19 protein-coding genes and 1 riboswitch are annotated in these 26,651 nt (G+C 67.1%); of the genes, 12 read left to right on the top strand and 7 right to left on the bottom strand.

Annotated features, from left to right (window positions below; translation table 11 throughout):
* Window positions 1-22 precede the first annotated feature (22 nt).
* The 3 genes from AC06E7_RS14070 to AC06E7_RS14060 all read left to right on the top strand — a co-directional run bounded on the left by AC06E7_RS14070 (window position 23) and on the right by AC06E7_RS14060 (window position 3,243).
* Window positions 23-979: a ribokinase gene (locus AC06E7_RS14070; RefSeq protein WP_093536055.1), complete on the top strand. Its 957-nt coding sequence runs from the start codon at window positions 23-25 to the stop codon at window positions 977-979.
* A gap of 427 nt (window positions 980-1,406) precedes the next feature.
* Entirely contained in the window at window positions 1,407-2,399 is a 993-nt protein-coding gene (gene dusB, locus AC06E7_RS14065) for a tRNA dihydrouridine synthase DusB (protein ID WP_093536202.1), read from the top strand.
* A 19-nt stretch (window positions 2,400-2,418) separates the two neighbouring features.
* Entirely contained in the window at window positions 2,419-3,243 is an 825-nt protein-coding gene (locus AC06E7_RS14060; protein WP_068849287.1) for a methyltransferase domain-containing protein, read from the top strand.
* A gap of 102 nt (window positions 3,244-3,345) precedes the next feature.
* Here AC06E7_RS14060 and AC06E7_RS14055 read toward each other — a convergent pair whose 3' ends face one another.
* Window positions 3,346-4,389: a metal-dependent hydrolase gene (locus AC06E7_RS14055; RefSeq protein WP_478065112.1), complete on the bottom strand. Its 1,044-nt coding sequence runs from the start codon at window positions 4,387-4,389 to the stop codon at window positions 3,346-3,348.
* A gap of 392 nt (window positions 4,390-4,781) precedes the next feature.
* Between AC06E7_RS14055 and metK the strand changes: the two genes are divergently transcribed.
* The 3 genes from metK (at window position 4,782) to AC06E7_RS14040 (ending at window position 7,844) form a co-directional block, all read left to right on the top strand.
* The gene (gene metK, locus AC06E7_RS14050) at window positions 4,782-5,993 is read left to right on the top strand and encodes a methionine adenosyltransferase (RefSeq protein ID WP_068849283.1); all 1,212 of its coding nucleotides are present in this window, start codon (window positions 4,782-4,784) and stop codon (window positions 5,991-5,993) included.
* Between the two features lie 110 nt (window positions 5,994-6,103).
* On the top strand, window positions 6,104-7,324 hold the full coding sequence (locus AC06E7_RS14045) for a DUF1444 domain-containing protein (RefSeq protein ID WP_478065111.1): 1,221 nt from the start codon (window positions 6,104-6,106) through the stop codon (window positions 7,322-7,324).
* Between the two features lie 16 nt (window positions 7,325-7,340).
* Window positions 7,341-7,844 carry an acyl-CoA thioesterase gene (locus AC06E7_RS14040; RefSeq protein WP_068849281.1) on the top strand — a complete coding sequence of 168 codons (504 nt, stop codon included), beginning with the start codon at window positions 7,341-7,343 and terminating at the stop codon, window positions 7,842-7,844.
* Window positions 7,845-7,977: 133 nt separating this feature from the next.
* On the opposite strand, the gene ppc is transcribed toward AC06E7_RS14040, so the two are convergent.
* Window positions 7,978-10,686: a phosphoenolpyruvate carboxylase gene (gene ppc, locus AC06E7_RS14035; protein ID WP_478065110.1), complete on the bottom strand. Its 2,709-nt coding sequence runs from the start codon at window positions 10,684-10,686 to the stop codon at window positions 7,978-7,980.
* A 124-nt stretch (window positions 10,687-10,810) separates the two neighbouring features.
* The gene (locus AC06E7_RS14030; RefSeq protein WP_478065109.1) at window positions 10,811-13,333 is read right to left on the bottom strand and encodes a S9 family peptidase; all 2,523 of its coding nucleotides are present in this window, start codon (window positions 13,331-13,333) and stop codon (window positions 10,811-10,813) included.
* A 126-nt stretch (window positions 13,334-13,459) separates the two neighbouring features.
* A riboswitch (S-adenosyl-L-homocysteine riboswitch) is annotated at window positions 13,460-13,547 on the top strand.
* A 32-nt stretch (window positions 13,548-13,579) separates the two neighbouring features.
* Between AC06E7_RS14030 and ahcY the strand changes: the two genes are divergently transcribed.
* The 3 genes from ahcY to ybaK all read left to right on the top strand — a co-directional run bounded on the left by ahcY (window position 13,580) and on the right by ybaK (window position 16,314).
* Window positions 13,580-15,025, top strand: a complete 1,446-nt coding sequence (gene ahcY, locus AC06E7_RS14025; protein WP_320459130.1) for an adenosylhomocysteinase — start codon at window positions 13,580-13,582, stop codon at window positions 15,023-15,025.
* A gap of 140 nt (window positions 15,026-15,165) precedes the next feature.
* Entirely contained in the window at window positions 15,166-15,717 is a 552-nt protein-coding gene (locus tag AC06E7_RS14020; RefSeq protein WP_478065108.1) for a hypothetical protein, read from the top strand.
* Window positions 15,718-15,843: 126 nt separating this feature from the next.
* Window positions 15,844-16,314 (top strand): Cys-tRNA(Pro) deacylase, encoded by a 471-nt coding sequence (gene ybaK, locus AC06E7_RS14015; RefSeq protein ID WP_478065107.1) that lies wholly within the window; start codon window positions 15,844-15,846, stop codon window positions 16,312-16,314.
* A gap of 72 nt (window positions 16,315-16,386) precedes the next feature.
* Here the strand turns inward: ybaK and AC06E7_RS14010 are convergent, their stop codons facing one another.
* A complete protein-coding gene (locus AC06E7_RS14010) occupies window positions 16,387-16,944 on the bottom strand; it encodes a DUF3228 family protein (RefSeq protein WP_478065106.1) in 558 nt (185 codons plus the stop codon).
* A 40-nt stretch (window positions 16,945-16,984) separates the two neighbouring features.
* A complete protein-coding gene (locus tag AC06E7_RS14005) occupies window positions 16,985-17,863 on the bottom strand; it encodes a TIGR01777 family oxidoreductase (RefSeq protein WP_478065105.1) in 879 nt (292 codons plus the stop codon).
* Between the two features lie 120 nt (window positions 17,864-17,983).
* Here AC06E7_RS14005 and metF point away from each other — a divergent pair, with 120 nt between their 5' ends.
* Window positions 17,984-18,811: a methylenetetrahydrofolate reductase [NAD(P)H] gene (gene metF / locus AC06E7_RS14000; protein ID WP_217537088.1), complete on the top strand. Its 828-nt coding sequence runs from the start codon at window positions 17,984-17,986 to the stop codon at window positions 18,809-18,811.
* Between the two features lie 53 nt (window positions 18,812-18,864).
* Window positions 18,865-19,452: a DUF4124 domain-containing protein gene (locus AC06E7_RS13995; RefSeq protein ID WP_095364502.1), complete on the top strand. Its 588-nt coding sequence runs from the start codon at window positions 18,865-18,867 to the stop codon at window positions 19,450-19,452.
* Here the strand turns inward: AC06E7_RS13995 and AC06E7_RS13990 are convergent.
* Together AC06E7_RS13990 and AC06E7_RS13985 are read right to left on the bottom strand one after the other, a co-directional pair.
* A complete protein-coding gene (locus AC06E7_RS13990; RefSeq protein ID WP_478065104.1) occupies window positions 19,442-20,398 on the bottom strand; it encodes a Nudix family hydrolase in 957 nt (318 codons plus the stop codon). The genes AC06E7_RS13995 and AC06E7_RS13990 overlap by 11 nt on opposite strands.
* Before the next feature lie 96 nt (window positions 20,399-20,494).
* Window positions 20,495-24,157, bottom strand: coding sequence for an autotransporter domain-containing protein (locus tag AC06E7_RS13985; RefSeq protein WP_478065103.1), 3,663 nt, complete (start codon window positions 24,155-24,157; stop codon window positions 20,495-20,497).
* Window positions 24,158-24,728: 571 nt separating this feature from the next.
* Between AC06E7_RS13985 and AC06E7_RS13980 the strand changes: the two genes are divergently transcribed.
* Window positions 24,729-26,321 (top strand): MASE1 domain-containing protein, encoded by a 1,593-nt coding sequence (locus AC06E7_RS13980; protein WP_478065102.1) that lies wholly within the window; start codon window positions 24,729-24,731, stop codon window positions 26,319-26,321.
* Window positions 26,322-26,651 lie beyond the last annotated feature (330 nt).

The raw sequence follows: 26,651 nt of genomic DNA, 5'->3' as shown, positions 1-26,651 counted from the left end.
CCGTTCCCGAGAAACAGTCTTTATGAGTAGCAGTGTCGTCGTTGTCGGTTCCTTCAACGTGGATCATGTGTGGCGTTGCGAATCGCTCCCGGCCCCGGGTGCGACCATCGCCGGCCGCTACAGCACCGGCCCCGGCGGCAAGGGTTTCAACCAGGCCGTGGCCGCCCGCCGTGCCGGCGCCCCGACCACGTTCCTGTGCGCCCTCGGCGATGACGCCGGCGGCGCCATGGCCCGCGGCCTGGCCGAACAGGACGGCTTCGCCCTGAGCGCCGAAGCCAGCACCGAGCCCACCGGCACCGGCGGCATCTACGTCGACAGCCGCGGCCGCAACACCATCGTGATCGGCCCCGGCGCCAACGCCGCTCTCAGCACCGCCTACATCGACCAGCAGCGCGCGCTGCTGGCCGGCGCCAAGGTCGTGCTGGCCCAGCTCGAATCCCCGGTTGAAACCATCGAAGCGGCCCTGGCCATCGCCCGCGAAGCCGGTGCCACCACCGTCCTCAACGCCGCCCCGGCCGACGCGCCCTCCAGCATCGGCCTGCTCAAGCTTGCCGACGTGCTGACCCCCAACGAAACCGAATTCGCCGCCCTGCTCGGCCGTCATGTCGGCGAACGCGTCGACGCCGACGACGTTGCCGCCCTCGACGGCGCCAGCCTGCACGCCCTGTGCCGCAAGCTGGTCGGCAACGGTACCGTCGTGGTCACCCTCGGCGCCGTCGGCGTTTTCGTCTCGCACGCCGAAGAGAACCTGCGCGGCGACACCCAGCCCTACTACCGCGTAGGCGCCGAACAGGTCCAGGTGCTCGACACCACCGGCGCCGGCGACGCCTTCAACGGCGCCCTGGTCGCCTCCCTGGCCCAGGACCCGGACGCCGCCTTCGCCCGCCATGTCCGCTTCGCCAACCAGTTCGCCGGTCGCTCCACCGAAAAGGAAGGCGCCGCCGTAGCGATGCCGCATTACACGCCGGCAGACGCATAAAGCAGCACGACCAACGGTCGTGCCCTACCAAAACCGGCGCCAAGGCGCCGGTTTTTTTTGCCTCTGCATTTGACGTTCGTACCGTCACCGACAATGTCTCAAAGGCAGGTCGGGGTGGGTTTGCGGGGGTGTGAGCGGCATGGATGCCGCGACCAAGCCCCCATGGATGGGTTTACGGCGTCCCCCGCAAACCCACACCGACCTGCCAAGCCGTGAGACCCGGCAGAGCCGACGCCGTTGACCTTGATCCTGCTTTTTGCCACAGGCAACTCCCAACCATCCCGCAGCCATGGGGGCGCGGGAAGCAACCGTCAAGCATCTGCTCATGCCCGTACGGCATCAGGGCCTTCCGGATCGGCCTGAATGTGGGGCCGGATCGCAGGGGTCTGCTTGGTTGCCGGCCATGGGCCGGCACTACAATGCCCGCATGCAGATTGGTCCCTACAACATCCAGCCCAACGTGGTGCTCGCCCCCATGGCCGGCGTCACCGACAAACCGTTCCGGCTGCTGTGCAAGCGCCTGGGCGCGGGTCTGGCTGCCTCGGAAATGACCATCTCCGATCCGCGCTTCTGGACCACCCGCAAATCCATCCACCGCATGGACCATGCCGGCGAACCCGACCCCATCAGCGTCCAGATCGCCGGCACCGAACCCCAGCAGCTCGCCGACGCCGCCCGCTACAACGTCGACCACGGCGCCCAGATCATCGACATCAACATGGGCTGCCCCGCCAAGAAAGTCTGCAACGCCTGGGCCGGCTCCGCCTTGATGCGCGACGAAGACCTCGTTGCCCGCATCCTCAGCGCCGTCGTCGGCGCCGTCGATGTGCCCGTTACCCTCAAGATCCGCACCGGCTGGGACTGCGACCACCGCAACGGCCCCCGCATCGCCCACATCGCCGAAGACAGCGGCATCGCCGCACTCGCCGTGCATGGCCGCACCCGCGACCAGCATTACACCGGCAGCGCCGAGTACGAGACCATCGCCGCGATCAAGGCCGCCCTGCGCATCCCCGTGATCGCCAACGGCGACATCGACTCCCCGCAGAAAGCCGCCCACGTGCTCGCCCAGACCGGCGTCGACGCCGTCATGATCGGCCGCGCCGCACAGGGCCGCCCCTGGATTTTCCGCGAAGTCGCCCATTACCTCGCCACCGGCACCCTGCTGCCGCCGCCCAGCCTGCACGAAGTGCGCGACATCCTGCTCGGCCACCTGCATGCCCTGCACGACTTCTACGGCGAACCCCAGGGCGTGCGCATCGCCCGCAAGCACCTGGGCTGGTACGCCAAGGACCGCCCCGAGAATGCCGCCTTCCGCGCCGTCGTCAACCGCGCCGAAGACGCTGCAGGCCAGATCGCCCTGACCACCGACTACTTCACCGCACTGGCCGCCGGCGAACCGCTGTCCTCCGCGGCCTGATCCACCCCAAGTGACCGCCATGACCCCGATTGCCGCCCCCACCTACCTGCACGGCTTCTCCAGTACCGAACAGCATCGCCTGGTCACCCAGGCCCGCCTGCTGGAATCGTCCATCTTCAACAACATCGACTACAGCGGCGCCCAGCGCCTGCTTGAAGTCGGCAGCGGCGTTGGCGCGCAGACCGAAATCCTGCTGCGCCGCTTCCCCGAACTGCACGTCACCGGCGTGGACCTCAGCGAAACCCAGCTGGCCACCGCCCGCCAGAACCTCGAGAAAACCCCGTGGTGCAGCGAGCGCTACACCCTGCTGCAGGCCGACGCCGGCAACCTGCCGTTCGGCGCGCGCGAGTTCGATTCGGCCTTCCTGTGCTGGGTGCTCGAACACGTGCCCTCGCCCGCCCGCGTGCTCAACGAAGTGCGCCGCGTGCTGGTGCCCGGCTCGCCCGTCTACGTCACCGAAGTGATGAACGCCTCGTTCCTGCTCGACCCGTACTCGCCGCACATCTGGCGCTACTGGATGGCCTTCAACGACTTCCAGTACGACCACGGCGGCGACCCGTTCGTCGGCGCCAAGCTCGGCAACCTGCTGCTGGCGGGCGGCTTCCGCGACGTCCACACCGAGATCAAGACCATCCACCTGGACAACCGCGAACCGGCCCGGCGCAAGACCATGATCGCCTTCTGGGAACAGCTGCTGCTGTCGGCCGCCGATCCGCTGCTGGAGGCCGGCCTGGTCGACCAGGAAACCGTCGACGGCATGCGCCGCGAGTTCAGCCTGGTGCAGAACGACCCCAACGCCGTGTTCTTCTTCTCGTTCGTGCAGGCCCGCGCGACGGTGTACTGAAAAGAATGGCGGGTACTGCTGACAGTGGTAGAGCCGACTGTCAGTCGGCTGCTCGCCGGCGCGCTGCGCGCAGCCGACTAACAGTCGGCTCTACCCGTGGGCTTACCGGTCCTGCGTCTGCGGGGCGTGCCAGATGCGTTGCCACATCGCCCCGAGGCGGCGCTTGGCGCGGGCCCGGCCCTGCTCGCCGTCGTAGGCCGGCCGCAGTTGCTCCGGCGGGATCGCCATCCAACGCTCGCCCTCCGCACGCGCCACCGCGAAGGTGAAGGTGTAGTCGGGCTCCAGGCCCATGCGCAGGTCACTCAGCTGCAGCTGGCCATCGACCACCTGCGCGCGCATGAAGCCCCGGTTGAACCAGTTCAATCGGGCAACGGCGGGTATGTGCGCGGCCTGGCGCAGCGCCTGCACGTTGGACGGGTAACCCCGGAACATCATCGGGCCGCGGTCGGCCACCAGCGAACGCTCGCCGACCACATAGCCGCTGGGCGTCATCGCCACCACCTGCCACAGCAGCGTGTTGAACGGCGTGGCGACCGAGAACCGGGGTGCGTCGCCCAGCCCCATCGCCGCCAGCGCACGGTCGGCTTCGCGGTCGACCTGGTGCTTGGCCAGCAGCGACCAGCCCAGGTACCCGGTGCTCAGCACTAGCCCCGCCAGCAGCGCCTTCTGCGCCAAGGGGCGGCTGCGCGCAAACCATGCCACCGCGCAGCCCAGCAGCAACCACACCGTGTACAGCGGGTCGATGATGAAGACGCTGGACCACATCGTCGGCGGCGGGGTGAACGGCCACCACAGCTGGGTGCCGTACACCGTGAACGCATCGAGGAGGGGATGGGTGATCAGCGCCAGCAGGATCGCCCAGAACCAGCGCGCGGGTGCCTGCGCCACCCGGCCGTGGCCAAAGCGTTTGAAACCCCACCAGATCAACAGCGCCACCCACGGCAGCACCAGCAGCGAGTGGCTGTAGCTGCGGTGCTCGGTCATCAGCGCCACCGGGTCGGTGGCGGTGAAGGCCAGCAACAGGGCATCCAGGTCCGGCAGGGTGCCCAGTGCGGCGCCGGCAAGCAGCGCGGCGCGGCGGTGGCCGGCAGGGGCGATGGCGGCGGCTACGGCGCCGCCCAAGACTATCTGGCTTAGGGAATCCATCCGGCGATGGTACGGGACGGCAGTGGGTTTACGTGCGTGGGAGCATGGGTTTGATACGCATGGCGGGTTCCGTGCGCAGGATCATGGCTTTGACACGCATGGCGTGTCACTACGATCCGGGGTCGCGCGGGTTGGGGGTCGCGCGGGTTGGGGCCGCGCGGGTTCAGGGTCGCGCGGGTGTGGGGTTGGGGGCCGCGCGGGCTGGGCGGCGTTGTCACGCTGGTGGAACACTGGGCCCCGAGGCTGGGGGTCAATCGCGCTGCGGCGGCCTTTCACGGTGGGCACGCCGGCTTAACCACGGGCAACCCCCGCTGGGCCACAATGCAATGGCGCGACTTGCCGTGTATCATTCGCGCCCATCTTTCCATCCGAATCAAAGGATATTACGCCTGATGTCCAGCTACCTGTTCACCTCCGAATCGGTCTCCGAAGGCCATCCGGACAAGATTGCCGACCAGATCTCCGATGCGGTGCTGGACGCGATCCTTGCCCAGGACCAGCGCGCCCGCGTGGCCTGCGAAACCATGGTCAAGACCGGCGTGGCGATCGTGGCCGGTGAAATCACCACCTCCGCCTGGATCGACCTGGAAGCGGTGACCCGCAAGGTGATCCTGGACATCGGCTATGACAGCTCCGACGTCGGCTTCGACGGCGCCACCTGTGGCGTGCTGAACCTGATCGGCAAGCAGTCGCCGCACATCGCCCAGGGCGTGGACCGCAAGAAGCCCGAAGAAATGGGCGCTGGCGACCAGGGCCTGATGTTCGGCTATGCCACCAACGAGACCGACAGCTACATGCCGGCCGCGATCCACCTGTCGCACCGCCTGGTCGAGCAGCAGGCCAAGATCCGCAAGAAGAAGAACTCGCCGCTGTCGTGGCTGCGCCCGGACGCCAAGAGCCAGGTCACCCTGCGCTATGAAAACGGCGAAGTGTCCGCCATCGACGCCGTGGTGCTGTCGACCCAGCATGCCCCGGGCATCAAGCAGAAGGACCTGATCGAGGCCGTCCGCGAAGAGATCATCAAGCCGGTGCTGCCGGCCAAGTGGCTGCACAAGGGCACCAAGTTCCACATCAACCCGACCGGCAAGTTCGAGATCGGCGGCCCGGTGGGCGACTGCGGCCTGACCGGCCGCAAGATCATCGTCGACACCTACGGCGGCTGGGCCCGTCACGGTGGTGGCGCGTTCTCGGGCAAGGATCCGTCCAAGGTCGATCGTTCGGCGGCTTACGCGGCCCGTTACGTGGCCAAGAACGTCGTGGCCGCCGGCCTGGCCGACCGTTGCGAAGTGCAGGTCTCCTACGCCATCGGCGTGGCCGAGCCGACCTCGATTTCGGTCACCACCTTCGGCACCGGCAAGATCAGCGATGACAAGATCGAAAAGCTGATCCGCAAGCATTTCGACCTGCGCCCGTACGGCATCATCAAGATGCTGGACCTGATCCACCCGATGTACCAGCAGACGGCGGCCTACGGTCACTTCGGCCGCAAGCCGAAGGACTTCAGCTACCTCAACGCTGCCGGTGAAACGGTCAACGCCACGGCCTTCTCCTGGGAGAAGACCGACCGCGCCGCCGCCCTGCGCGCCGATGCGAAGCTGAAGTAAGAAGAGACGGAAGTAAGAAAGAAGGGCCGCGAAAGCGGCCCTTTTTTTGCCCATTGCAAACCACCGCCCACCCAAGCGAGCATGTCGCAATCGACCAAGGATGCTCGCTCATGCTCTCCACGCTGTTGGACAAATGGTTCAAGGACACCCCCGGCAACGACGCATTCGCCGAACGCTTCATCAACGCCGCCCGCCGCAGCGGTGTCACCCGGCCGCTGACCTACGACGCTGAGCTGTTCCGGGTCCAGGTGGGTGAGGGCTCCTACTTCAACCTGCACAACGCACATCACGCCTACGTGGAGGCACCGCGCGGCAAGCAGCAGCAGGCACTGGCCCAGTTCGTGCGCGCCCTGCACGCCAGCAATGACCAGGACAAGCAGGGCGGATGGGACGAACTACGCCCCCTGCTGCGCCCCGTCATCCGCAACCTCTCCCAGCTGGAGCAGGTCCGCCTGCACGCCTTCGCGGAAAAAGGATGGGACGCCCCCAACACCCTGCAGTATCGTCAGCTCACCGAGGAGTGCGTGGAGCTGATCGCCATCGATCATGCCGAGCACATGGTGACCCGGCAGGAGGGCCCTTCGCCGGAATGGGGCGTTTCATTGCACGAGGCGCTCGACATTGCGCGCCGCAACCTGCGCGGCATCGACCCGGTGGATTTCGTCCCGCTCACCCCGGGCCTGTTCCGCGCCGCGTGGGCAGATTGCTATGACAGCAGCCGCGCCCTGCTGCCCGAGCTGGTGAACCGGGTACCGGTGGCGGGACGACCCGTGTTTCTGCTGGCCACGCGCGACCTGATGATGGTCGCCGGGGAGGACGACGAGGCCGCACAAAGCGCGATGTTCGACATCGCGCTGGAGGAGATCAAGGCGGGACGCGCGATCTCCCCGGAACTGCTCTGCCACGATGACGAAGGCCGCATCACGACACGCCAGCCGGCGACGGCCGACCTTCGTGCCAAACAGCACAGGCTGCACCTGTCATTCCGCCAGGACGCCTACCAGGTCCAGAAACAGCTGCTCGAACGCGTGCATGCGGCCCAGGGCATCGATGTTTTCGTTGCCAGCTTCCTTGTCTATGCCAGCGGCAGCGACGTGTTCTCGATTGCCAGCTGGGCGCAGGGCGTGGACGCGTCCCTGCCCCTTGCGGACCATCTGGCGCTCGTGGTTCCCACAGAAGATGAATCCCGCATCATCCGCGTTCCGTGGGAGACGGCAATACCGATCATCGGCCACCTGCTGGAACCCGATCCGCGCCACCTGCACCCGCCGCGCTACCTGACCCGCGGTTTTCCCGCCAAGGACCTGCTGGTGCAGCTGGAGGGACGCTGAGCGCTACACTTTCCCCATGCCTACCGATATCAAATCCCACCAGCTGACCATGACCGTGCTGATGTCGCCGGAGATGGCCAACTTCTCCGGCAAGGTCCACGGCGGGGCGATCCTGCGCCTGCTCGACCAGGTCGCCTATGCCTGCGCCAGCCGCTATGCCGGTCGCTACGTGGTCACCCTGTCGGTGGACCAGGTGACGTTCCGCGAACCGATCGCGGTGGGCGAACTGGTCACCTTCCTGGCCTCGGTGAATTACACCGGCACTTCGTCGATGGAAGTCGGGGTGAAAGTGGTGGCCGAGGATATCCTCAAGCGCAGCGTGCGCCACGCCAACAGCTGCTTCTTCACCATGGTGGCCGTCGATGACGACGGCAAGCCGACCCCGGTACCGCCGTTGCAGCTGGAAACGAGCGACCAGCGCCGCCGCCAGGCTGCCGCGCTGCTGCGCCGGCAGCTGCGCGCGGAAATGGAGCAGCGCCAGCGTGAGTTGCTGGCGTCCAATCCGCCTTCGCCCGAGTAAGCGTCACGACCAACGGTCGTGACCTACCCTGGTGGGTTGCGTGCGTCACGACCAACGGTCGTGACCTACCGGCGGTCGCGTATCTGACCACTGCGCGATCCTGGTAGGTATCGACCGTTGGTCGATACGTGCGTTACCCGGTGTTCTGGACGCCCTGGGAGACGCCGTTGACGCACGCCACCAACGCGCGCAGCACTTCATCATCCTCGCCACCGCTGTCGCGCCAGCGCCGCAGCAGGTCCACCTGCAGCACGCTGATCGGGTCGATGTAGGGGTTGCGCAGGCGGATCGACAGCGCCAGGCGCTGGTCGTGCTGCAGCAGTTCATCCTGCCCGGTGATGGCCAGGATCTGCCTGCCGGTGAGCGCCAGTTCGTGCTGGATCTGCGGGAAGAACCGGTCGTGCAGCGGTCCGGCCAGCTGCGAGAACTGCTCGGCGATGGTGATGTCGCCCTTGGACAGCACCATCGCGATATCGTCCAGGAAGGTGCTGAAGAACGGCCAGTCGCGCGCCATCTCCTGCAGCGTATCCGCATGCCCGGCATCGATCGCCGCCTGCAGTCCGCTGCCCACGCCATACCAGCCCGGAATCACCGCGCGCGCCTGGCTCCAGGCGAACACCCACGGAATCGCGCGCAGGTTGGTCAGCGCCGCGTCCTGGCCGAGCCGCCGCGACGGCCGGGAGCCCAGCGTCATCCGCTCGATCACGTCGATCGGGGTGGCCTGGCGGAAGTACTGCATGAAATCGGGCTGGCCGACGAATGCCCGATAGGCCTCCGCGCTTTTCCGCGCGACCAGGTCCATCACCGGGCGCCATTGCGCCTCGCGCGGTTCGGGTGCACGCGGGCGCAGGCTGGAGCGCAGCACCGCACCGGTGGACTGCTCCAGCGAGCGCAACGCCAGCGCGCGGATGCCGTACTTGCGGTGGATCACTTCGCCCTGTTCGGTCACGCGCAGGCGGCCATCGATGCTGCCACGCGGTGATGCATCCACCGCATCGGTGGTCTTGCCGCCACCGCGGCTGATCGAGCCGCCACGGCCATGGAAGAAGGTCAGCCGGATACCGCTCTCCGCGGCCACCTCCAGCAGCTCCACCTGGGCCCGCTGCAGGCCCCAGCGCGAGGCGGCGATGCCGCCGTCCTTGCCGCTGTCCGAATAGCCCAGCATCACCATCTGCACATCGTCGCGCGCGGCCAGGTGCGCGCGGTAGACCGGATCGGCCAGCAGGTCGCGCAGCGTATCCGTGCCGCGCTGCAGGTCGTCCACGGTTTCGAACAGCGGCGCGATGTCCAGCGGCACCGCACCGGCGTCGTCCACCAGTCCGCCACGTCGCGCCAGCGCCAGTACGGCCAGTACATCGCTGCGGTCATGCGCCATGGAAATGATGTAGCTGCCCAACGCATCGGCGCCGTGGCGGCGGCGGGCATCGGCCAGTGCGGCGAACACCGCATCAAGGCGTTGACCGCCCTCCTCGGTGCTGGCGGGTAGTGCCTGCTCACCGCTGGCGAACGGCGACAACCGCTGCGCACGCGCGATCGCGTCGGCCGCGTCCCAGGCGTCCTGGCCATCCAGCACGCTGGCCAGCGCGCGCCCATGCACGCTCGACTCCTGGCGCACGTCCAGCCGCGCCAGGTGGAAACCGAAGGTGCGCACCCGCCACAACAGCCGGCGGACCGCGAAGCCACCGGCGTGGTCACCCTTGTTGGCATGCAGGCTGTCGAGGATGAGGGTGATGTCCTCCTCCAGTTCCTGCGGCGAGGCGTAAGCGCCGTCGGTATCTTCCAACGTGGCCTGCACCCGCGCGCGCATCCGGTCGTTGAGCAGGCGGTAGGGCATGTCGGCATGCCGCGGGCGCGAGACCACCTTGGGCAGCAGCTGCTGGTAATGCGCCACCCGGGCCTGCAGCGCGTCACTGACCGCCACCCGCTCGGTGGACTGGCTGAGCAGGCTGGCCAGCTGCAGCAGGTCCTTCTGGTAACGGCCCAGCACGGCCTGGCGCTGCGCATCGAGGGTGTTGCGGATGGTGCCGGCATCCACGTTCGGGTTGCCGTCCATGTCGCCGCCCACCCAGGTGCCGAAGCGCAGCAGCCGGGGCAGCGGCACGCTGTCGCCATAGGTATCGAGCAGGGCCTGCTGCAGCGATTCGTACAGCACCGGGATTACCCGGTACAGCACCTGCACCAGGTAGAAGCCGACGTGTTCGCGCTCGTCGTCCACGGTGGGGCGCACCGGTGAGGAATCGGTGGTCTGCCAGGACGCGGTGAGTGCCATGCGGAAGCGCGCCGCATCGGCCGCGGCTTCGCCTGGGGTGCGCTGGCCGTCGAGGTTGTCGACCAGGCTGGCCACCATCAGCTGTTCTTTTTCCAGCAGTGCGCGGCGCACCGCTTCGGTCGGGTGCGCGGTGAACACCGGCTCGATGTCGATGCGCGGCAGCCAGCTGGCCAGCTCCTGCAGGGTGACGCCCTGCGCCTTTAGCTGCTGGAGTGCATCCTGCAGGCCATCGGGCTGCGGCGCGGTACCGGCGCGCTGGTAATCGCGGCGTCGGCGGATGCGGTGCACCCGCTCGGCGATATTGACCACCTGGAAGTAGGTGCTGAACGCACGCACCATCGCTTCGGCGCGTTCGGGCGGCAGCCCGGTCAATGCATCGTTGAGATCGGACAGCGGCGCCTCGCTTTCACGGCGCGCGATGGCGCGGGTACGCACCTGTTCCACATCATCGAAGAACTGCGTGGAGACCTGCTCGGCAAGCAGGTCGCCGACCAGTGCGCCGAGTCGGCGCACGTCGTCACGCAGGGGAATGTCGGGGGTGGCAAAGACGATGCTGCTGCGGTACTCGTTCATCTGCGACGCACTGGCCTCGGGAACGGAATCGCATCAAGCCTAACCCAGATTGCGCGGCAATCCCTGCCGCGCAAATGGTTTCAATTGCATGTGTTGCAGCCGCCGGGCAACGCCCGGCGCGGCATCATTTGATCTTCATGCCCGGCCCGATGGTCTGCTCCAACCACCGCTCGCTTTCCGCCAGCATGGTCATCAGCGACTCACGCGCGCGGTAATGGTGCGACTCGTTGGGCAGCATCACCAGCCGCGCCGTACCGCCCAGCCCCTTCACCGCCGCGAACATGCGCTCGCTCTGGATCGGGAACGTACCGGAATTGTTGTCGTCCCCGCCATGGATGAAGAGGATCGGATCCTTGATCCTGTCGGCGAAGTTGAACGGCGACATCTTCAGGTACACGTCCTGCGCCTGCCAGAAGTTGCGCTCCTCAGCCTGGAACCCGAACGGGGTGAGCGTGCGGTTGTACGCACCGCTGCGCGCGATACCGGCCTTGAACAGCCGCGTATGCGCCAGCAGGTTCGCGGTCATGAACGCCCCGTACGAATGCCCGCCAATGGCGATGTGCTCGCGGTCGGTCACCCCTCGCCGCACCACTTCATCCACCGCTGCTTCGGCGTTGGCCACCAGCTGGGGCAGGTAGGTGTCGTTGGGTTCCTTGTCGCCTTCGCCGATGATCGGCATCGACGGACTCACCAGCACCGCATAGCCCTTGGCCAGGAACGCCTGCGGGCCCCAGTAACCGATGGCGTTGAAACGGTAGGGCGAATCGGTCACCTGGCTGGCCGCCGCAGCGGTCTTGAACTCACCCGGGTAGGCCCACATCAGCATCGGCAACGGGCCATCCTTCCTGGCGTTGTAGCCCGGCGGCAGCATCAGCGTCGCGGTCAGGTCGACACCGTCGTTGCGCTTGTAGCGGATCTGTTCCTTGCTCACCCCGCGCAGCTGCGGCAGCGGATGCTCGAAACGGGTCAGCGCGCGTGGCGCGGCGGTGGCATCGGCCAGCGACTGTACGAAGTAGTTGGCCGGCGTATCGGGCGACTCGCGGGTGAGCAGCACCGAGGTGCCTTCCTGGTCGAGCAGTGCCTGCGGCAGCGAATAGGTCGGCGCCTGCGAATGGAACAAACGGGTGGCGGTGCGACTCTCGAGGTCGAAGCGGTCCACGAACGGTCGGTCGCCTTCCGGCGAAGCACCCTGGCCGATCAGGAAGATGCTGCGCCCATCGGCGGTGATCTGCAGGCGCGAACGCCCGTTCACATCGCGCACCAGCGCCGGCTTGCCGGGATCGTTGTAGCGGTCCTGGGATGAGCGCTCGGACAGCAGCTGCGGGGCCTGGTCGAGCTGGTCCGGCGCGATTCGCCACTGCTTGACCACGCGCGATTTCCACCACGATTCGTTGAGCAGCGCCAGGTCGCCCCGGCCCCACTGGATACCGGCATAGCGGCTGCCCAGCTGCGCCAGCGTCACTGGCGGCGCCTCGAACGGCGCGGCCTGCATCAGCACCGCATCGCGCACCTTGGAATCGCGGGCCGGATCGCCGCCGTCCTGCGCCTCGGCCCAGACCAGCGTAGCAGGCGCATCGGCGCGCCAGCTCACCTCGCGCACCCCGGTCGGCACCGCGTCGTTGCCGGTGGGCAGGCCCTCCACCAGCGGCAGGGTGGCCACGGTGTGCTGCAGCCGGCCATCAGCGGCGGACAGCACTTCGATGCGGCGCGGGAAATCATCGGCCGGCACCAGGTAGGAATACGGACGCTGCACGCGCTGGGCCAGCACATGCTGGCCGTCGGGCGAGATGCTGACGTCCAGGTAGACGCCGGCGGTGGACAGCGGCGCGGTCACGCCATTGAGCGCCACGCGTACCGGCTGCGAGCTGGCGTAATGATCGAACAGGCGCGCATCGGCTTCGTTGCTGAGCAGGTCCTGGTAGGTGCGGATCGCACGCACGCCGGCGTCGGCCTGGGTCTGCTGGATCGCCGGGCCGGTCGGGATGCCGCCGGCGGCGGGCGCCGGGCCCTGGCCCTTGACCTGCTGGGTGACCACCAGCCCGCGGCTGTCGGGCAGCCAGTCGTAGCCGCTGCCGAACACGGTGTTGAGGTCGGCCAGCAGGCGGCGCGCCGTGCCGCTGGCCACGTCGATGATCCACAGCTCATTGGCACCGCTGGCGGCGTGCACCTGGTTGAAGGCCAGGTACTGCTGGTCCGGCGACCATGCCAGCGAGGCCACCGACAGCGGCTGCGGCAGGCCGGTGACCTGGCGCTCCTTGCCGTCGGCGATGTTCATCAGCCACAGCTTGTCGGCGAAGGTGAAGGTGCTGGCCGAATACGTGGCCGGATTGATCCGCACGCCGGCCAGCTTCAGCTCGGGCTGGGCCACCTCGTTGATCGAAGGCAGCGGCGGGGTCTGCAGCAGGGCGGCGATATCGCGGCGCGGCGACAGGCTGAGGGTGGGCGCCCGCGGGGCGTTGGCCACCGCCTGCAGCGCCGCCGACGGCAGCTGGTAACCCTGCCCGGCCGGGGCCGCAGTGGCCTGGGGCGCCTTTTTGCCGGCCGTGGGCGTTGCCGCCAGCGCCAGCGGCGCCACCGCCAGCAGGGCCATGCCCACCATCAGCCGGCTGCTCCAGCGCGCGCGGCGCGTACGGTCAGTGCCTGTCATCTTCCCACCCCATCCTGTGCAAACCTTGGACCTTAACAGCGGGGCGCGATTTGCCCCCCTGCCGATGGTTGGGGGCGTACGCCGATTCATGCCCGGGCGGTGCGCCGGGATATAATGGGCATCCCCTCCACCGAGGGGCGCTGCGACCGCTGCCGGACCTGTTCCGCACGGCCAGGCTCGGTGGCAGGGCTGGTTCCAACGGCGCCCGGCGAAGACGAGCCATTCGTCCATTACCGGAGCTTTTGCATGAACGCTGTTGCCAAGACCTTCTCCACCGAAGGTGATTACAAGATTGCCGATATCTCGCTGGCCGACTGGGGCCGCAAGGAACTGGATATCGCCGAGCACGAAATGCCGGGCCTGATGTCGATCCGCCGCAAGCACGCCGCCACCCTGCCGCTGAAGGGCGTGCGCGTGACCGGCTCGCTGCACATGACCATCCAGACCGCCGTGCTCATCGAAACGCTGAAGGACATCGGCGCCGACGTGCGCTGGGCTTCGTGCAACATCTTCTCCACCCAGGACCATGCCGCTGCGGCGATCGCCGCGTCGGGCACCCCGGTGTTCGCCTGGAAGGGCGAGTCGCTGGAAGAGTACTGGGACTGCACCCTGGATGCGCTGACCTTCACCCTGCCCGACGGCACCCTGACCGGCCCCGAACTGGTCGTCGATGACGGTGGCGATGTCACCCTGCTGATCCACAAGGGCTATGAGCTCGAGAACGGCAGCACCTGGGTCGACGAAAAGGCGGCCTCGCACGAAGAACAGGTCATCAAGGACCTGCTCAAGCGCGTGGCCAAGGAACGCCCGGGCTACTGGGGCCGCGTGGTCAAGGACTGGAAGGGTGTTTCGGAAGAGACCACCACCGGCGTGCACCGCCTGTACCAGCTGGCCCAGGCCGGCACCCTGCTGATCCCGGCGATCAACGTCAACGACTCGGTCACCAAGTCCAAGTTCGACAACCTGTACGGCTGCCGCGAGTCGCTGGCCGATGGCCTCAAGCGCGCGATGGACGTGATGCTGGCCGGCAAGGTCGCCGTGGTCTGCGGCTACGGTGACGTGGGCAAGGGCTGCGCCGCGTCGCTGCGTGCCTACGGCGCGCGCGTGGTGGTGACCGAAATCGATCCGATCTGCGCCCTGCAGGCGGCGATGGAAGGCTTCGAGGTCAACACCATCGAATCCACCCTGGGCCGTGCGGACCTGTATGTCACCACCACCGGCAACAAGGACATCATCCGCATCGAGCACCTGAGCGCGATGAAGGACCAGGCCATCGTCTGCAACATCGGCCACTTCGACAACGAAATCCAGGTCGATGCGCTGGTCGGCTTCCCGGGCGTGCAGCACATCAACATCAAGCCGCAGGTGGACAAGTACGTGTTCCCGAACGGCAACGCGATCTTCCTGCTGGCCGAAGGCCGCCTGGTCAACCTGGGCTGCGCCACCGGCCACCCGAGCTTCGTGATGTCCAACTCGTTCGCCAACCAGACGCTCGCGCAGATCGACCTGTGGGCGAACAAGGACAGCTACGAGAAGAAGGTGTACCTGCTGCCGAAGAAGCTGGACGAGGAAGTGGCGCGCCTGCACCTGGAAAAGATCGGCGTGAAGCTGACCACCCTCACCAAGGAACAGGCCGATTACATCGGCGTGCCGGTGGAAGGTCCGTTCAAGCCGGAGCATTACCGCTACTGATCGGACGGTTGCCGACTGACAGTCGGCACTACCGGATACCACGGGCGCCTTCGGGCGCCCGTTTTCGTCATGCGAGCTTCACATCCGCGCCGGGATCATCAGCGCGCGGGGGAATATCTGGGTGCATTCCGGAGATTTCCATGAATATCAAGTTCCTAGTTCCCGCACTGCTGGTGCTGTGCGGTGCCGCTTGCATGTCCCCCGTCCACGCCGCCGACTATCGGTGCATGGTGTTTTCCGGTGCAGATGGCAAAACGCCGGAAGCGAGCTCCAACGCGGACGGGAAATACGCCATCAAGGCGGCCGACCTGAAGGCAGCAGAGGCCGGTGCGCTGGCTGCCGCCACGCGCTACAAGAAGAACAGCGTCACGCTGACCAAGGCCCAATGCGATGCGGTGGCAGGGGCATCGAGCACTGCGACATCTGCACCGACGGCGCCTGCTCCTGCTCCTGCCCCAGCACCGGCGGCAGCCGGAGGCGGCACGACGATGTACTGCATGCTCTACGACGGGCCTGAGTTCGTGAGGCCGCCTGCGGCACTACAGGCGGAAGAGATGATCTGGCGGGTGCCGGCCAAATCAATCCAGAGTGCTGAGGACGATGCGTTGGCACTTGCGAAGGCGCAGGGCAAGAAGGTCGACAGTGCGATGTGCGAAGGCAGTGTCGCGGCATTCAAGAGCGAGAGTCACTGATGCGGGTCCCCCGCAGGCATCCAAGGGTGTCTGCGGGGGCGTCCAGCTGGCCCGCACGATAGTCCTGGTCAAGCCATGTGCGGCGCGCGCCGCTACGATGCGTGCATCCCGGCAACGCGACCTGTCATGACCCCGGCCATCAATCTGCTCAAGAAGCACGGCATCGCCCACCGCGTGCTGTCCTACCACCACGATGCCAGCGCCGCCTCCTATGGCGGCGAAGCGGCGGAGCAGCTGGGGCTCGACCCCGCACTGGTGTTCAAGACCCTGCTGGCCAGTACCGAAAAGCATGAACTGCTGGTGGCGATCGTGCCGGTCAGCGGCACGCTGGACCTGAAGGCGCTGGCCGAGGCGGCAGGCTGTAGAAAGTGCGAGATGGCGGCGGTGGATGCGGCACAGCGTGCCACCGGCTACCTGGTCGGCGGAATCAGTCCGCTGGGCCAGAAGAAGAAGCACCGCGCCTTCATCGATGCCAGCGCGCAGGCGCTGCCGGTGATGCACGTCAGCGCCGGGCGGCGCGGACTGGAGGTGGCGTTGGCACCAAGGGATCTGGCGGCGTTGACCCAGGCCCACGTCGCGAACATCGCCCGGCCGTAGGGACACGCCATGCGTGTCCGCGCAGTCCTGGACGAAGCCCGGCGACGCGGGGCGTGGCGCTACGGCGTGAGGTTACGGCCGCCAGTTCGCGTGGCTATCCCAGTACGCCACGGCGCGCTGGTAGGCCTCACGATCCAGCGGCACACCGGAGCCGCCCTCTTCCACCCCCAGCGCATTGCGCATCATGGTGATCGGCGCCATCGGCACTTCTTCCGGTTCGGCGGTGTAGATGCAGCCGACGATGCCCCAGTCCGCTTCGATCGGCGAGCCTTCCTTCTCCAGTTGTTCTGCGCTGTACAAAATCACCACCAGGTAGTTCGCGCGCGGCGACTGCACGCCCTCGAACCAGCGCACCAGCACCGGCAGTTCGTCGCGGTTGCGCGCCTCATAGGCGCTGCGCAGCTGGTGGCGGTTGGCATCGGTGACCGGCACGCTCAGGCAGCGCGTGGACGTCCAGTTTTCATACACGAACAGCTTGCAGAACGGCGCGTAGCCATCGAGCACCTTGAACGGCGCGTGCGCGTTGAGGTGCGCCTGGAACTGCTCGGCGGTGCAGTCCTGGATGGTGTTGCCACGGGGCACGCGCGGGAACAGACGGGGGCGGGCGAATTCGGTGAGGACAATCGACATGGCGTACGCAGCTGGAAACAGGTGCACAGGGTAACCGGCCTCAGTCGAGGATCGCGCGCAGCGCCTTTTCCAGGGTCGGGTAGCGGAACCGGTAGCCTTCCTGCAGCGCGCGCGCCGGCACCACATTCTGCCCGGTCAGCAGCAGGCCCGCCATCTCGCCGAAGGCCAGTTTCAATGCGAATGCCGGCGTCCGCACCCACGCCGGCCGCTTCAGCACATGCGCCAGGGTGCGGGCGAATTGCGCATTGGTGACCGCCGCCGGCGCGGTGCCGTTGCAGGCGCCACGTGTTTCGGGATCGGCCAGCAGCCACAGGATCAGCCCCACCAGGTCGTCGCGATGGATCCAGCTCATCCACTGCATGCCATCGCCCATCGGCCCACCCGCGCCGATCCGGAACGGCGGCAGCATGCGCGCCAGCGCACCGCCCTCGCGGTCGAGCACGATGCCGGTGCGCAGCAGGCAGGTGCGCACGCCCAGGTCTTCGGCCTTCAGCGCCTCGGCCTCCCACCGCCGGCACAGCATGGCGGCGAAGTCGTGCCCGGGCGAGGCCGCTTCATCCAGCGGGGTGGCATCGCGCGGCCCGTAGTAGCCGATCGCCGAGCCGGACACCAGCACCTGCGGGCGAGTCGGCAACCCGCGCATCCAGTCCAGCAGGGCCCGGGTGGTGCCGATGCGTGACTCCAGCATGGCCTGCTTGCGCGCCGGGTTCCAGCGGCCTTCCACCAGCGGTTCGCCCGCCAGGTTCACCACCGCGTGCACCGGGCCCACATCGCCCAGTGCACCGACGTACTGCACCCCGGCCTGGCCGGGCCGACCCGGGCTGCGGGTCAGCACCGTGACCCGGTGCCCGGCCGCCAGCAGCCGCTGGCACAGGCGCTGGCCGATGAAGCCGGTGCCGCCGGTGATCAGGATGTCCATGCGTGCTCTCCTTGGGGAAGGCCACTTTACCCGCCCGGGTGTAAACGCAACGCCCGCCACCTTTTACATTCATCGCGATGAAGCGATATGATGGACCCACACCCGCTGCCGCCGCCGCCCATGACCGCCCTCAGCTTCGAGTTCTACCCACCCAAGACCGACGACCAGCGCGCCCAGCTCGACCGTACCGCGGCCAAGCTCAAGGCGTACGCGCCGGAATACGTGTCCTGCACGTTCGGCGCCGGCGGCTCGACCCTGAGCTACACCTCCGAAACGGTGCGACACCTCAAGCAGCACCACGGCTTCGACGCCGCGCCGCACCTGTCCTGCGTGGGCGGCAGCCGCGAGGAGATCCGCGAACTGCTCAAGCTGTACCGGGCCATCGGCTGCAGGCGGATCGTGGCGCTGCGCGGCGACCTGCCCTCCGGCATGGGCCATCCCGGCGACCTGCGCTACGCGTCGGAACTGATCGCCTTCATCCGCGCCGAGCACGGCGACGCGTTCCACATCGAGGTCGGCGCCTACCCGGAAACGCACCCGCAATCCGACGACGCGCTGCGCGACCTGAGGTACTTCAAGGCCAAGATCGACGCCGGTGCCGATGCGGCCATCACCCAGTACTTCTTCAATGCCGACGCCTATTTCCACTTCGTCGATGCGGTGCGCAAGCTGGGCGTGCAGGTGCCGATCGTGCCGGGCATCATGCCGATCTCCAACTTCAGCCAGCTGCGCCGCTTTTCCGAACAGTGCGGTGCCGAGATCCCGCGCTGGATCGGCAAGCGCATGCAGGCCTACGGCGATGACGCCGATGCGGTGCGCGCCTTCGGTGCCGAAGTGGTCGCCCAGCTGTGCGAACGGCTGGTGGCCGGTGGCGCACCGGGCCTGCATTTCTACACCCTCAACCTGGCCAAGCCCACCACCCAGGTATTGAAGCTGCTGGGCCGCTGAACATCGCGCACGCCACTGCTTGCAGATAACGCGCGTCCCGCTACCCTGCTGCGATGAGACCGGTCGTTCCGTTGCTGCTGTCGCTGTGCATGCTGTGCTGGGCCCCGTGGGCGCAGGCACAGGCGCAGCGCGTGAACCGTTGCACCAATGCGCAGGGCGAAACGGTGTTCACCGACCGCAGCTGCGATGCGCTGGGCGCGACGGCGCGGATGCCGCCGCGTGGTGATTCGGTGGGCAATACCGGCATCTACCGCGCCGGCTGCGCGCGCCGGTTGAGCGAGCTGACCGGGCAGATCCGCGATGCGGTGAGCCTGCAGGACGTCAACCGGCTGTCGTCGATCTACCTGTGGGGCAACGTCTCCAATGCCGCCGCCAACCAGATCATCGGGCGACTGGAATCGGTGGTGCAGCGGCCCCTGCTGGATATCGCCCCGGTATACCCGGAGGTCGCCGCGCCGACGCCGCTGCCGGTCGACCCGAACGCGACCCTGGTCGAGGCAGTGGAAGCGGCCGCGCCGCAGGCCAGCCGGCCGCGGCCGATCGGGCTGCGGCTGGAGCAGACACTCGGTACGACGGCCACGCCGGCGCGGACGGTGTTTGGATTGCGCCGTCAGTACGGCTGTTTCTGGATCACGCTGTAGGCCACAACGCGCGGATGGCGGCGATGCCCTGCGCGCCGTGGCGGCGCGCCTGGGTGATGTCGTCCGGGTGCAGGCCGCCCAGCGCGTACAACGGCAGCGAGACCTGTGCGCGCAGGGTTTCAAAGGCGTCCCAGCCCATCGGCACGCTGCCGGGGTGGCTGTCGGTGGCCTGGACCGGGCCGAGCACGGCGAAGTCACAGCCCAGTCGTTGCGCGGCCTGCAGCTGGGCCAGGTCGTGGCAGGACGCGGCCACCAGCTGGTCGGCCGGCAACGGCCGCGCCTCCAGCTGCAGCAACTGCTCGCCGCCCAGGTGCACGCCCACGCCAAGCCGGCGGGCCAGTTCGATATCGCGGTTCAGCAGCCACTGCACCCCGCCGCGGTGCCGGGCCACGGCCTGTTCGGCCAAGGCGATGCGGGCCTGGCTGTTTGGCGTGCGCAGCTGCACGCGGCGCACGCCCGCCTCAAGCGCGCGCGCCAGCCGTGCGTACCAGTCCTGGTGCGCGGCATCCTCGTCGGTGTCCGGTTCGGGGGTGATCAGGTAGCGGTCCGGGTGGCGCAGCGCAGCCACTACCGGCAGATCGGCCGGCGGCATCGAATAGCGCGACAGCTTGTCCGGCGCCACCCAGGTGATGGCCTGGCCTTCGCGGCCGCGCGGTGAGCCCTTCCAGCTGCGGATGTGCCGCACTTCCAGGCGAAGGTGCTTGTCCGGGTAGAGCTGCGGTACGTCCATGATCCAGTCGCCGACCTCGGCCTCGATTCCCAGCTCCTCGCGCAGTTCGCGCACCAGCGCCTGCTCGGAGCTCTCGCCCTCTTCGCGCTTGCCGCCCGGGAATTCCCACAGGCCGGCCATGTCGCGGTTCTCGGTACGGCGGTTGAGCAGGATGCGGCCGCGGGCGTCGGTGATGACGCCGGCCACGACGTGGATCGATCGTTTGGGGGATGGCATGCGACCAGAATGCCCAATCGGCCCGGGCATGCGCAATGCCGGACAGACGAAGGGCCCCATGCGGGGCCCTTCGGGTGGTTCAGGAGGCGGGTTCGATCAGAACACCACGTTCCAGTTCAGCTGGGCGCCCACTTCACGCTGGCCATCGCCGGCACGGCCCTGCGCGAACATCGACAGGCGGCTGTTGTCGGAGGTGTTCAGCGATATGCCCAGTTCGGCGATGCCCACGTTGCGCGCCAGCGGCAGGCCGCTGACGGTGAAGCTGTCACTGCCGGCCACGAAGCGGTTGCGCGAGTCGGCACGCAGTTCGCCGGCCGCGTTCTGCCAGGCCAGGCCGGCCTCCAGGCGGGCGCCGTCGGTCTGGCCACCGCTGATGTCCCACGCGGCGCGGATGCCGGCCGTGGTGGTCCAGACCTCATCCTTGCTGGATGCCACCGACAGGGCTGCGGTGCCGCCGGTTTCCGTGGCGGCCTCGCTCGACAGGCGGGTGTAGGCCACGGCCAGGTACGGGGTCAGGGTCAGCGCACTGAGCTGGATATCCCAACCGCCTTCCGCAAAGGCCTGTACCGAATGAGCGTCATGCTGGCTGCCCAGGCTCTGTTCCCAGGAGGTGCCGGCACCCAGTTCACGGCGGGTATCCAGCTCGTAGTCGGCGTAGCTGGCGCCGCCGTTGATCCAGGCCTGCTCACCACGGAAGCCGGCGTACAGGCCACCGTGCACAGCGTCGACCTCGGTGATCGCGTTGCGGTCGCGGATCTGCTGGCGCAGCGATTCCGGGCCACCGGCCACGCCGACGGTCCAGCGGTCGCCGAAGGTCCAGTCGTAGCCCACCATCAGGCCCTGGCGGGTTTCCTGGGTGCGCGAGGCGGTGCCATCGCTGTCCTGGCGCTTGGAGGCGCCGCTGCCGGCCACCCACACCGAGGAGCCGTTGAGCTTGGTGTCCGGCGTCGGGCGCAGGCGCTGGGAGATGCCTTCACGCAGGAAGCGGTCGTCCAGCAGCAGCGCACGGTTGCTGGCGTGCAGTTCGCCGCCGAGGTCATCGAAGGCAACCAGCGCACCTGCCTCATCGAGCATCAGCAGGCCGTTGTACAGCGCCAGCGCGTCGCCAGACTGCTGCAGCGAATCCAGTGCCGCGGCGGTGGCGCGCTGGTTGCCGGTGACGGCGACGGCGCCGAAGACGATCGGTGGGGTCACGCCCGGGGTGCCCGGGAAGCCGGGATCCACCGGCGTGCCGGGATCGACCGGGGTGCCCGGATCGACGGGCGTGCCCGGATCAACCGGGGTACCCGGGTCGACCGGATCCACCGGGGTCACCGGCGTGTTGACCGCGATGGTCAGCACGACCTGGTTGCCGGTCTGGGTCAGGGTGGGGGTGATGAAGGCCGAGCGCGAGATGACATCGTCGAAGCCGCCATTGATGCCGCCGGCCACGTCGAGGATCGCGTAGGTCTGGCCGTTCTGGTAGCTGGCATTCGGGTCCAGCCCGGTCACGCGCACGCCGGTGGCACCGGTGGTGCCGGCGATGCCGACGCCATGGCCGATGTAGGCCTTGCCGGTGACGGCGACCCGGTCGGACTGGCCGTTGCCAAGCAGGTCCACGTCGTAGAAGGCCTTGTCGGCCACGCTTTCGGGCACCGCGCCCGCGGCATTGATGTACAGGTCACCGTTGATGGTGAGCGTGCCGATGCCGGCATCACCCGGCGACAGCACGCCGCCATTGAACACCTGGGTGGTGCCCACGGTCGCATTGCCGGCGAGCACGCCGCCATTGCGCACCATCACGTTCGAGCTGCGCACCACGCCGGTACTGCTGCCGTAATTGATGGTCTGGTCGAAGCCGGAGTTGCCGTTGAGCACCAGGGTGCCGCCGGTGACCTCGATCTGCTGTGCAGCAGCCTGGCTGGTACCGGTATAGCTGCGCCCGGTGTACATGTCGCCATCGATGCGCAGCGTGCCGCCGTTGACCGTGACCTTGCCCCCGAAGTCGGCCAGGTCGCCGGTCAAGGTGGTGGTGCCGGCCACGCTGGTCACGCCGCCGGTGGTGCCGTTGGTACTGCTGACGGTGTTGGCCAGGCTGATGTCGCCGGTGTGGTTGAACACCAGCGCGCTGAGCGCACCGTCCATGACGATATCGGCCGCGCCCAGTTCGCCGGCCGCTTCGGCCGCCGCCCAGGTCGGGGCGCCGTCGGCGACCGACCAGGTATCCAGGCCGCCGCCCACCACGACAAAGCCCAGGGTGCCCAGCTTGAGGTCCCCGCCGGTGGCAACACGGCCGCCATTGGCCACGTTGAGGATGCCGAACGGTTCGCCGACCAGGTGGCTGCCCACCGTGACGTCGCCGGTGGCCTCAATGGCCGAACCCGCGCCGCTGACGCGGACCTGCTCATCGACCGCGCCGATCTTGAAGGTCATGGTGTTGGCGCCGCCGGACACCAGCAGCGTGTCGGTGCCGATCACCGCACCGTCCAGCACGTCCACGCCGGTGCGGATGTCCAGCTCGCCCTGGTTGGTCCAGCGGCTGCCGGTACCGGTGAGGGTTGCGGTCCCGGTGCTGCTGTAGGAGTCCTTGATACGGGCGCTGTTGGACTGGATCTGGCCGCCGTCGTCGACCAGCAGATGCGTGCTCGTCATCACGCGGTCGCCGCTCAGCACGGAGCCTGCACCGGACACCTCGATGCGGCCGATGCGCGCGTGCCTGCTCGGCAGGCCCTGCTCATCCTCGGCGGTGACGTTGCCGGTGACCGCAACGACGGCGCCGTCTTCAACGCGCAGCTTGCCGTTGCCATTTGCGGAAACGCGTAGTTCATCGGCGGCCACGGTGGAACCGGCGCCACTGACCAGCAGCGTGCCGCCCGAGTCCTGCGCCGCGCCGACACTGAGCAGCTGTGCGTTGACCTTACCGCCATTGCGCACGTTGACCGTGCCTTCTGCGTTTTTGGCAGCGCCGAGCACGAGATTGCGACCGACACTGACAGTGCCGTTGTCGATGTTGAGCGTGCCCGTCCCGCCCTCGCCAACCCGCAGCTCGTTGTCGGTGACGACCAGCTCGCCGCCGGTGTTCACGTTCACCACGCCCATGCTGCCGGCTTCAGTGCCGATGCTCATGCCGAAAGATGTACCCGCCAGCGGCCAGGGCTGGGTCACTTCGACGCGACCGCCATTGACGATGTCGAGCAGACCCGCCCCTTCGCGGCCCACCAGCAGCTGGCGTGCGCTGAGCGAGGAGCCTGCACCTTCCACCCGGCCGATGCCAAAGCCATCGGCCCCATATCCGAACGACACGGTGCCGCTGGCAACGGTGGCTGCGGCGCCCTCGCTCAGGCGCAGTTCGCCCTTGCCGGCATCACCCACGCGCACCGATGCGCTGTTAACGGTCAGCGTCGAGGTCGGGCCAGTGAAGTACAGCTTGCCGTCGCTGCCCACCGACGTACCCACCGACACCAGGCCGTTGGAGGTGATCTTGCCGCCGTCGCGGACGTCGACCTGCACCTGTCCATTGGGACCGACGCGGAAGCCGTCCACGTACGCCCGCGAATCATTGACGGTCTCCGGCGCGTTGAAGTCATACACCGCCGCGAACGCCGATGGCAGCGCAGCGGTCGACAGGCCCAGCGCGACCAGCATGGCGGCGCTCAGCGGCGAACGGCGGCGGCGGTGGTCGGTGGCAGGAGAGGAGGAAGAGGGGGACGTGGCGAGTTCGGATGCGACCTGCATCAGGCCGGTGGTGCGGTTGAACACCAGGCGATAAATCCTGTTCATGAAACTCCATGGATGGCGACTCAGGGGAAACGCGACGCTGCCGCAGCCTGCGGAGCGCAATGCGCGTCGAGCCTGCCCCGAATGCAATGCATTCGCGACAGCGCTGAACACGTTAACCCTCTGTCGTATATCCACACGTGGGTCGCATCTGACACTCGCGTGGGGATGCACCACGCTTCTGTGTCAGGTTTTTCTGAAAGATCTGCATAAGAGAAGCCGGTCACAGAACAGCGCCTTCATGCGATTGCATAGCGTTTGTGATGATGCGACGCATGGTCCTCAGTGGACACGTTGAATCGCTACACGTGGCGGGCCGATGACGCCAAGTGGCTCAGTACGTCAAACGCTCTGAAACTCAACATGAAAAGTCGCATCCAACATCCGGTTCGGCATTGCATCCTATCGCCCTGGTGATAGCCACCACACTTCGAGAGCAGAGCGCGAAAATCAGCCCATTCTGAAAGTTCGCCGACCCGATTGCACCCATTCGCCACCGCCGATACCTTCCCCGCACCGACGAGCGAAGACACGTCTCCGCTGATGTCGTCGTGCACTGAACAGGAGGCGAAATGTGCTGGTGAACTGGTGGAAGAATGGACTTCAGTTGAAGCTGCAGATGCGCATCTACCCAGATGGATTACTGCTTGCCGCCCTGTACGCGCTGGCCTGCCTGGCTGCGCGCCAGATATCAGTTGATCAGTTCAACCTGTTGGCCGGCCTTCGGATTGCCGCATTACTACTGTTTCCGACCAGACTCTGGCCTTATCTGATCCTCGGAGAGTATGCCCACCTTGCACAGGTTCGGTATCCCTTGGTTGAAAAGTACGGCATGGCGTGGGCCATCATCAGCTCGGCCCTTCTGATGCCGACTGTTGCGTTGATCGTGCGGCTTCATCGGAACCTGCTTCCCGAGGCCCCAGGTGCAAGGCTGCTCCTGCTTGCCGCAACGACCTCCATCGCCGCCGCATTGATCAACATTGGAACCGCCCAGCTGCTTTGGCCGGTAGCTTCCAGCATTCCCCTTCCAACGAGGGCGGCACATCAGATCCTTGGAAACTTCATTGGCATTTTGACTATGGCGCCACTGGCGCTGCTATGGCTGCAGCGGCAGCGACCGAACCCGACTCCGCGCCTTCCGATTGCCACCACAGGGCTGCTCCTGCTGATGCTTGCCCTTGGCCTGTCTGCGATCCAGCTTCCGGCGGCGTATGAGGGACTTCGACCGAGTCTTCAGCTGATGATGGCGCTTCCTGCCATCGTGCTGACCTGCCTGTACGGGTGGCGCGGCGCTGTGCTCGGAGTTCCGCTACTGAACCTTGTCGTCGGCCTGACCATGCCTACCACCGGTCGCGCTTGGTCCTTCGACGCTGAAACGTTCACCGTTCAGCTGATCCTGGCCGTAGCAGGGTCTGCGCTGCTCGCCTTGGGTTCGACCATCAGTCACTACTACCATCGCTACAGGACGCGGGACTTGCATAGCAGACAGGTCATATCCCTGACGAAGACATCGCACCTGACGGGTGAAAATGATCTTCGGCACCGGGCGCTGGAGATCAACCGGATCGGCGACGGCATTGACGCCTACCTCAGTGAAACAGCCGACTGGCTGAAACGCCAAGGCCATGGGGAGATTGCCAGCAGCCTGATCCGAACCTCCAGCCTGTACTCACTCAAGTTCCGCGAGCAGGCCAGCATGGTCTACCCGACAGCGCTGGAGCATGTTGGCCTGTATCTGGCGCTGCAGGTCGGCGGAATCAGCGAGGCATGGTCGAACACGGGAAGCATCGCCCAACCTCGACTTGTAGGCGATCCGTGCCGGCTGACAGTCCCGCTGCAGCTGGCCACGTACCGCACCCTCACCGAGGCGGTTTCTCTGTTGTTGCAGAATGAGTCCTCGCAGATTAGGGTCAATGCGCGTTGCGGCCGCGTGGGAGGCCGCGACGGCATCGTTGTGGTCGTGGCGCTTCTTGACCCGCGCCATCGCCTTTCCGAAGCAACCCGAACGTTGGCAATCGATCGGCTTTCTGGTCGGGCGCTCGCCTACGGCGGCGCCGTTCAGTGCCGCCACAATCGCATCCGCATGGTCCTTATGGACTCACCCGTCGTTCAACGCTCCGTTACTGGATACTCGACTGACCACACGGCGCCCCCACCCTTTCGATAGCGCACAAGTGTGAATGCTGGGTGCCGGTACACCTCGGAACGATCCATGGCGTCGACGTCCACCACGCGCCGTGGAGGCAGAACGACGTGATCTGATGTCTCCCCGGCAGGCAATGCCCAGAACAGGCCATCCAACGTGCCGATGATCAGCTGGACGCGCCCCATAGCGTCATTGACCTGGAAATATGAGATTCCATCGCGTTTGAATCCATGAACCCGCCACCCTGGATCCACACTCAGGTCTGGAGCTGAAGGGTTCTCCTGGCCCAGGCCGATGCCTTTGAGCTGCGAATTGTTGTCGTCCCCGAGACAGCAAGCAGCAGTCGCCTGC

Source organism: Stenotrophomonas sp. Steno-Z4, from assembly GCF_056393145.1.
This window is presented reverse-complemented; position numbering and strand designations above follow the sequence as displayed.

What these genes read in the sequence shown, in the direction of transcription:
- AC06E7_RS14005 (WP_478065105.1), bottom strand. Translation starts at nt 17,863, where the DNA reads ATGGACATCCTGATCACCGGCGGCACCGGCTTCATCGGCCAGCGCCTG.
- AC06E7_RS13995 (WP_095364502.1), top strand. Translation starts at nt 18,865, where the DNA reads ATGAGACCGGTCGTTCCGTTGCTGCTGTCGCTGTGCATGCTGTGCTGG.
- AC06E7_RS14040 (WP_068849281.1), top strand. Translation starts at nt 7,341, where the DNA reads ATGCCTACCGATATCAAATCCCACCAGCTGACCATGACCGTGCTGATG.
- AC06E7_RS13990 (WP_478065104.1), bottom strand. Translation starts at nt 20,398, where the DNA reads ATGCCATCCCCCAAACGATCGATCCACGTCGTGGCCGGCGTCATCACC.
- AC06E7_RS14030 (WP_478065109.1), bottom strand. Translation starts at nt 13,333, where the DNA reads ATGACAGGCACTGACCGTACGCGCCGCGCGCGCTGGAGCAGCCGGCTG.
- AC06E7_RS14010 (WP_478065106.1), bottom strand. Translation starts at nt 16,944, where the DNA reads ATGTCGATTGTCCTCACCGAATTCGCCCGCCCCCGTCTGTTCCCGCGC.
- ahcY (WP_320459130.1), top strand. Translation starts at nt 13,580, where the DNA reads ATGAACGCTGTTGCCAAGACCTTCTCCACCGAAGGTGATTACAAGATT.
- AC06E7_RS14020 (WP_478065108.1), top strand. Translation starts at nt 15,166, where the DNA reads ATGAATATCAAGTTCCTAGTTCCCGCACTGCTGGTGCTGTGCGGTGCC.
- AC06E7_RS13985 (WP_478065103.1), bottom strand. Translation starts at nt 24,157, where the DNA reads ATGAACAGGATTTATCGCCTGGTGTTCAACCGCACCACCGGCCTGATG.
- ppc (WP_478065110.1), bottom strand. Translation starts at nt 10,686, where the DNA reads ATGAACGAGTACCGCAGCAGCATCGTCTTTGCCACCCCCGACATTCCC.
- metK (WP_068849283.1), top strand. Translation starts at nt 4,782, where the DNA reads ATGTCCAGCTACCTGTTCACCTCCGAATCGGTCTCCGAAGGCCATCCG.
- AC06E7_RS14070 (WP_093536055.1), top strand. Translation starts at nt 23, where the DNA reads ATGAGTAGCAGTGTCGTCGTTGTCGGTTCCTTCAACGTGGATCATGTG.
- AC06E7_RS14060 (WP_068849287.1), top strand. Translation starts at nt 2,419, where the DNA reads ATGACCCCGATTGCCGCCCCCACCTACCTGCACGGCTTCTCCAGTACC.
- metF (WP_217537088.1), top strand. Translation starts at nt 17,984, where the DNA reads ATGACCGCCCTCAGCTTCGAGTTCTACCCACCCAAGACCGACGACCAG.
- ybaK (WP_478065107.1), top strand. Translation starts at nt 15,844, where the DNA reads ATGACCCCGGCCATCAATCTGCTCAAGAAGCACGGCATCGCCCACCGC.
- dusB (WP_093536202.1), top strand. Translation starts at nt 1,407, where the DNA reads ATGCAGATTGGTCCCTACAACATCCAGCCCAACGTGGTGCTCGCCCCC.
- AC06E7_RS14045 (WP_478065111.1), top strand. Translation starts at nt 6,104, where the DNA reads ATGCTCTCCACGCTGTTGGACAAATGGTTCAAGGACACCCCCGGCAAC.
- AC06E7_RS14055 (WP_478065112.1), bottom strand. Translation starts at nt 4,389, where the DNA reads ATGGATTCCCTAAGCCAGATAGTCTTGGGCGGCGCCGTAGCCGCCGCC.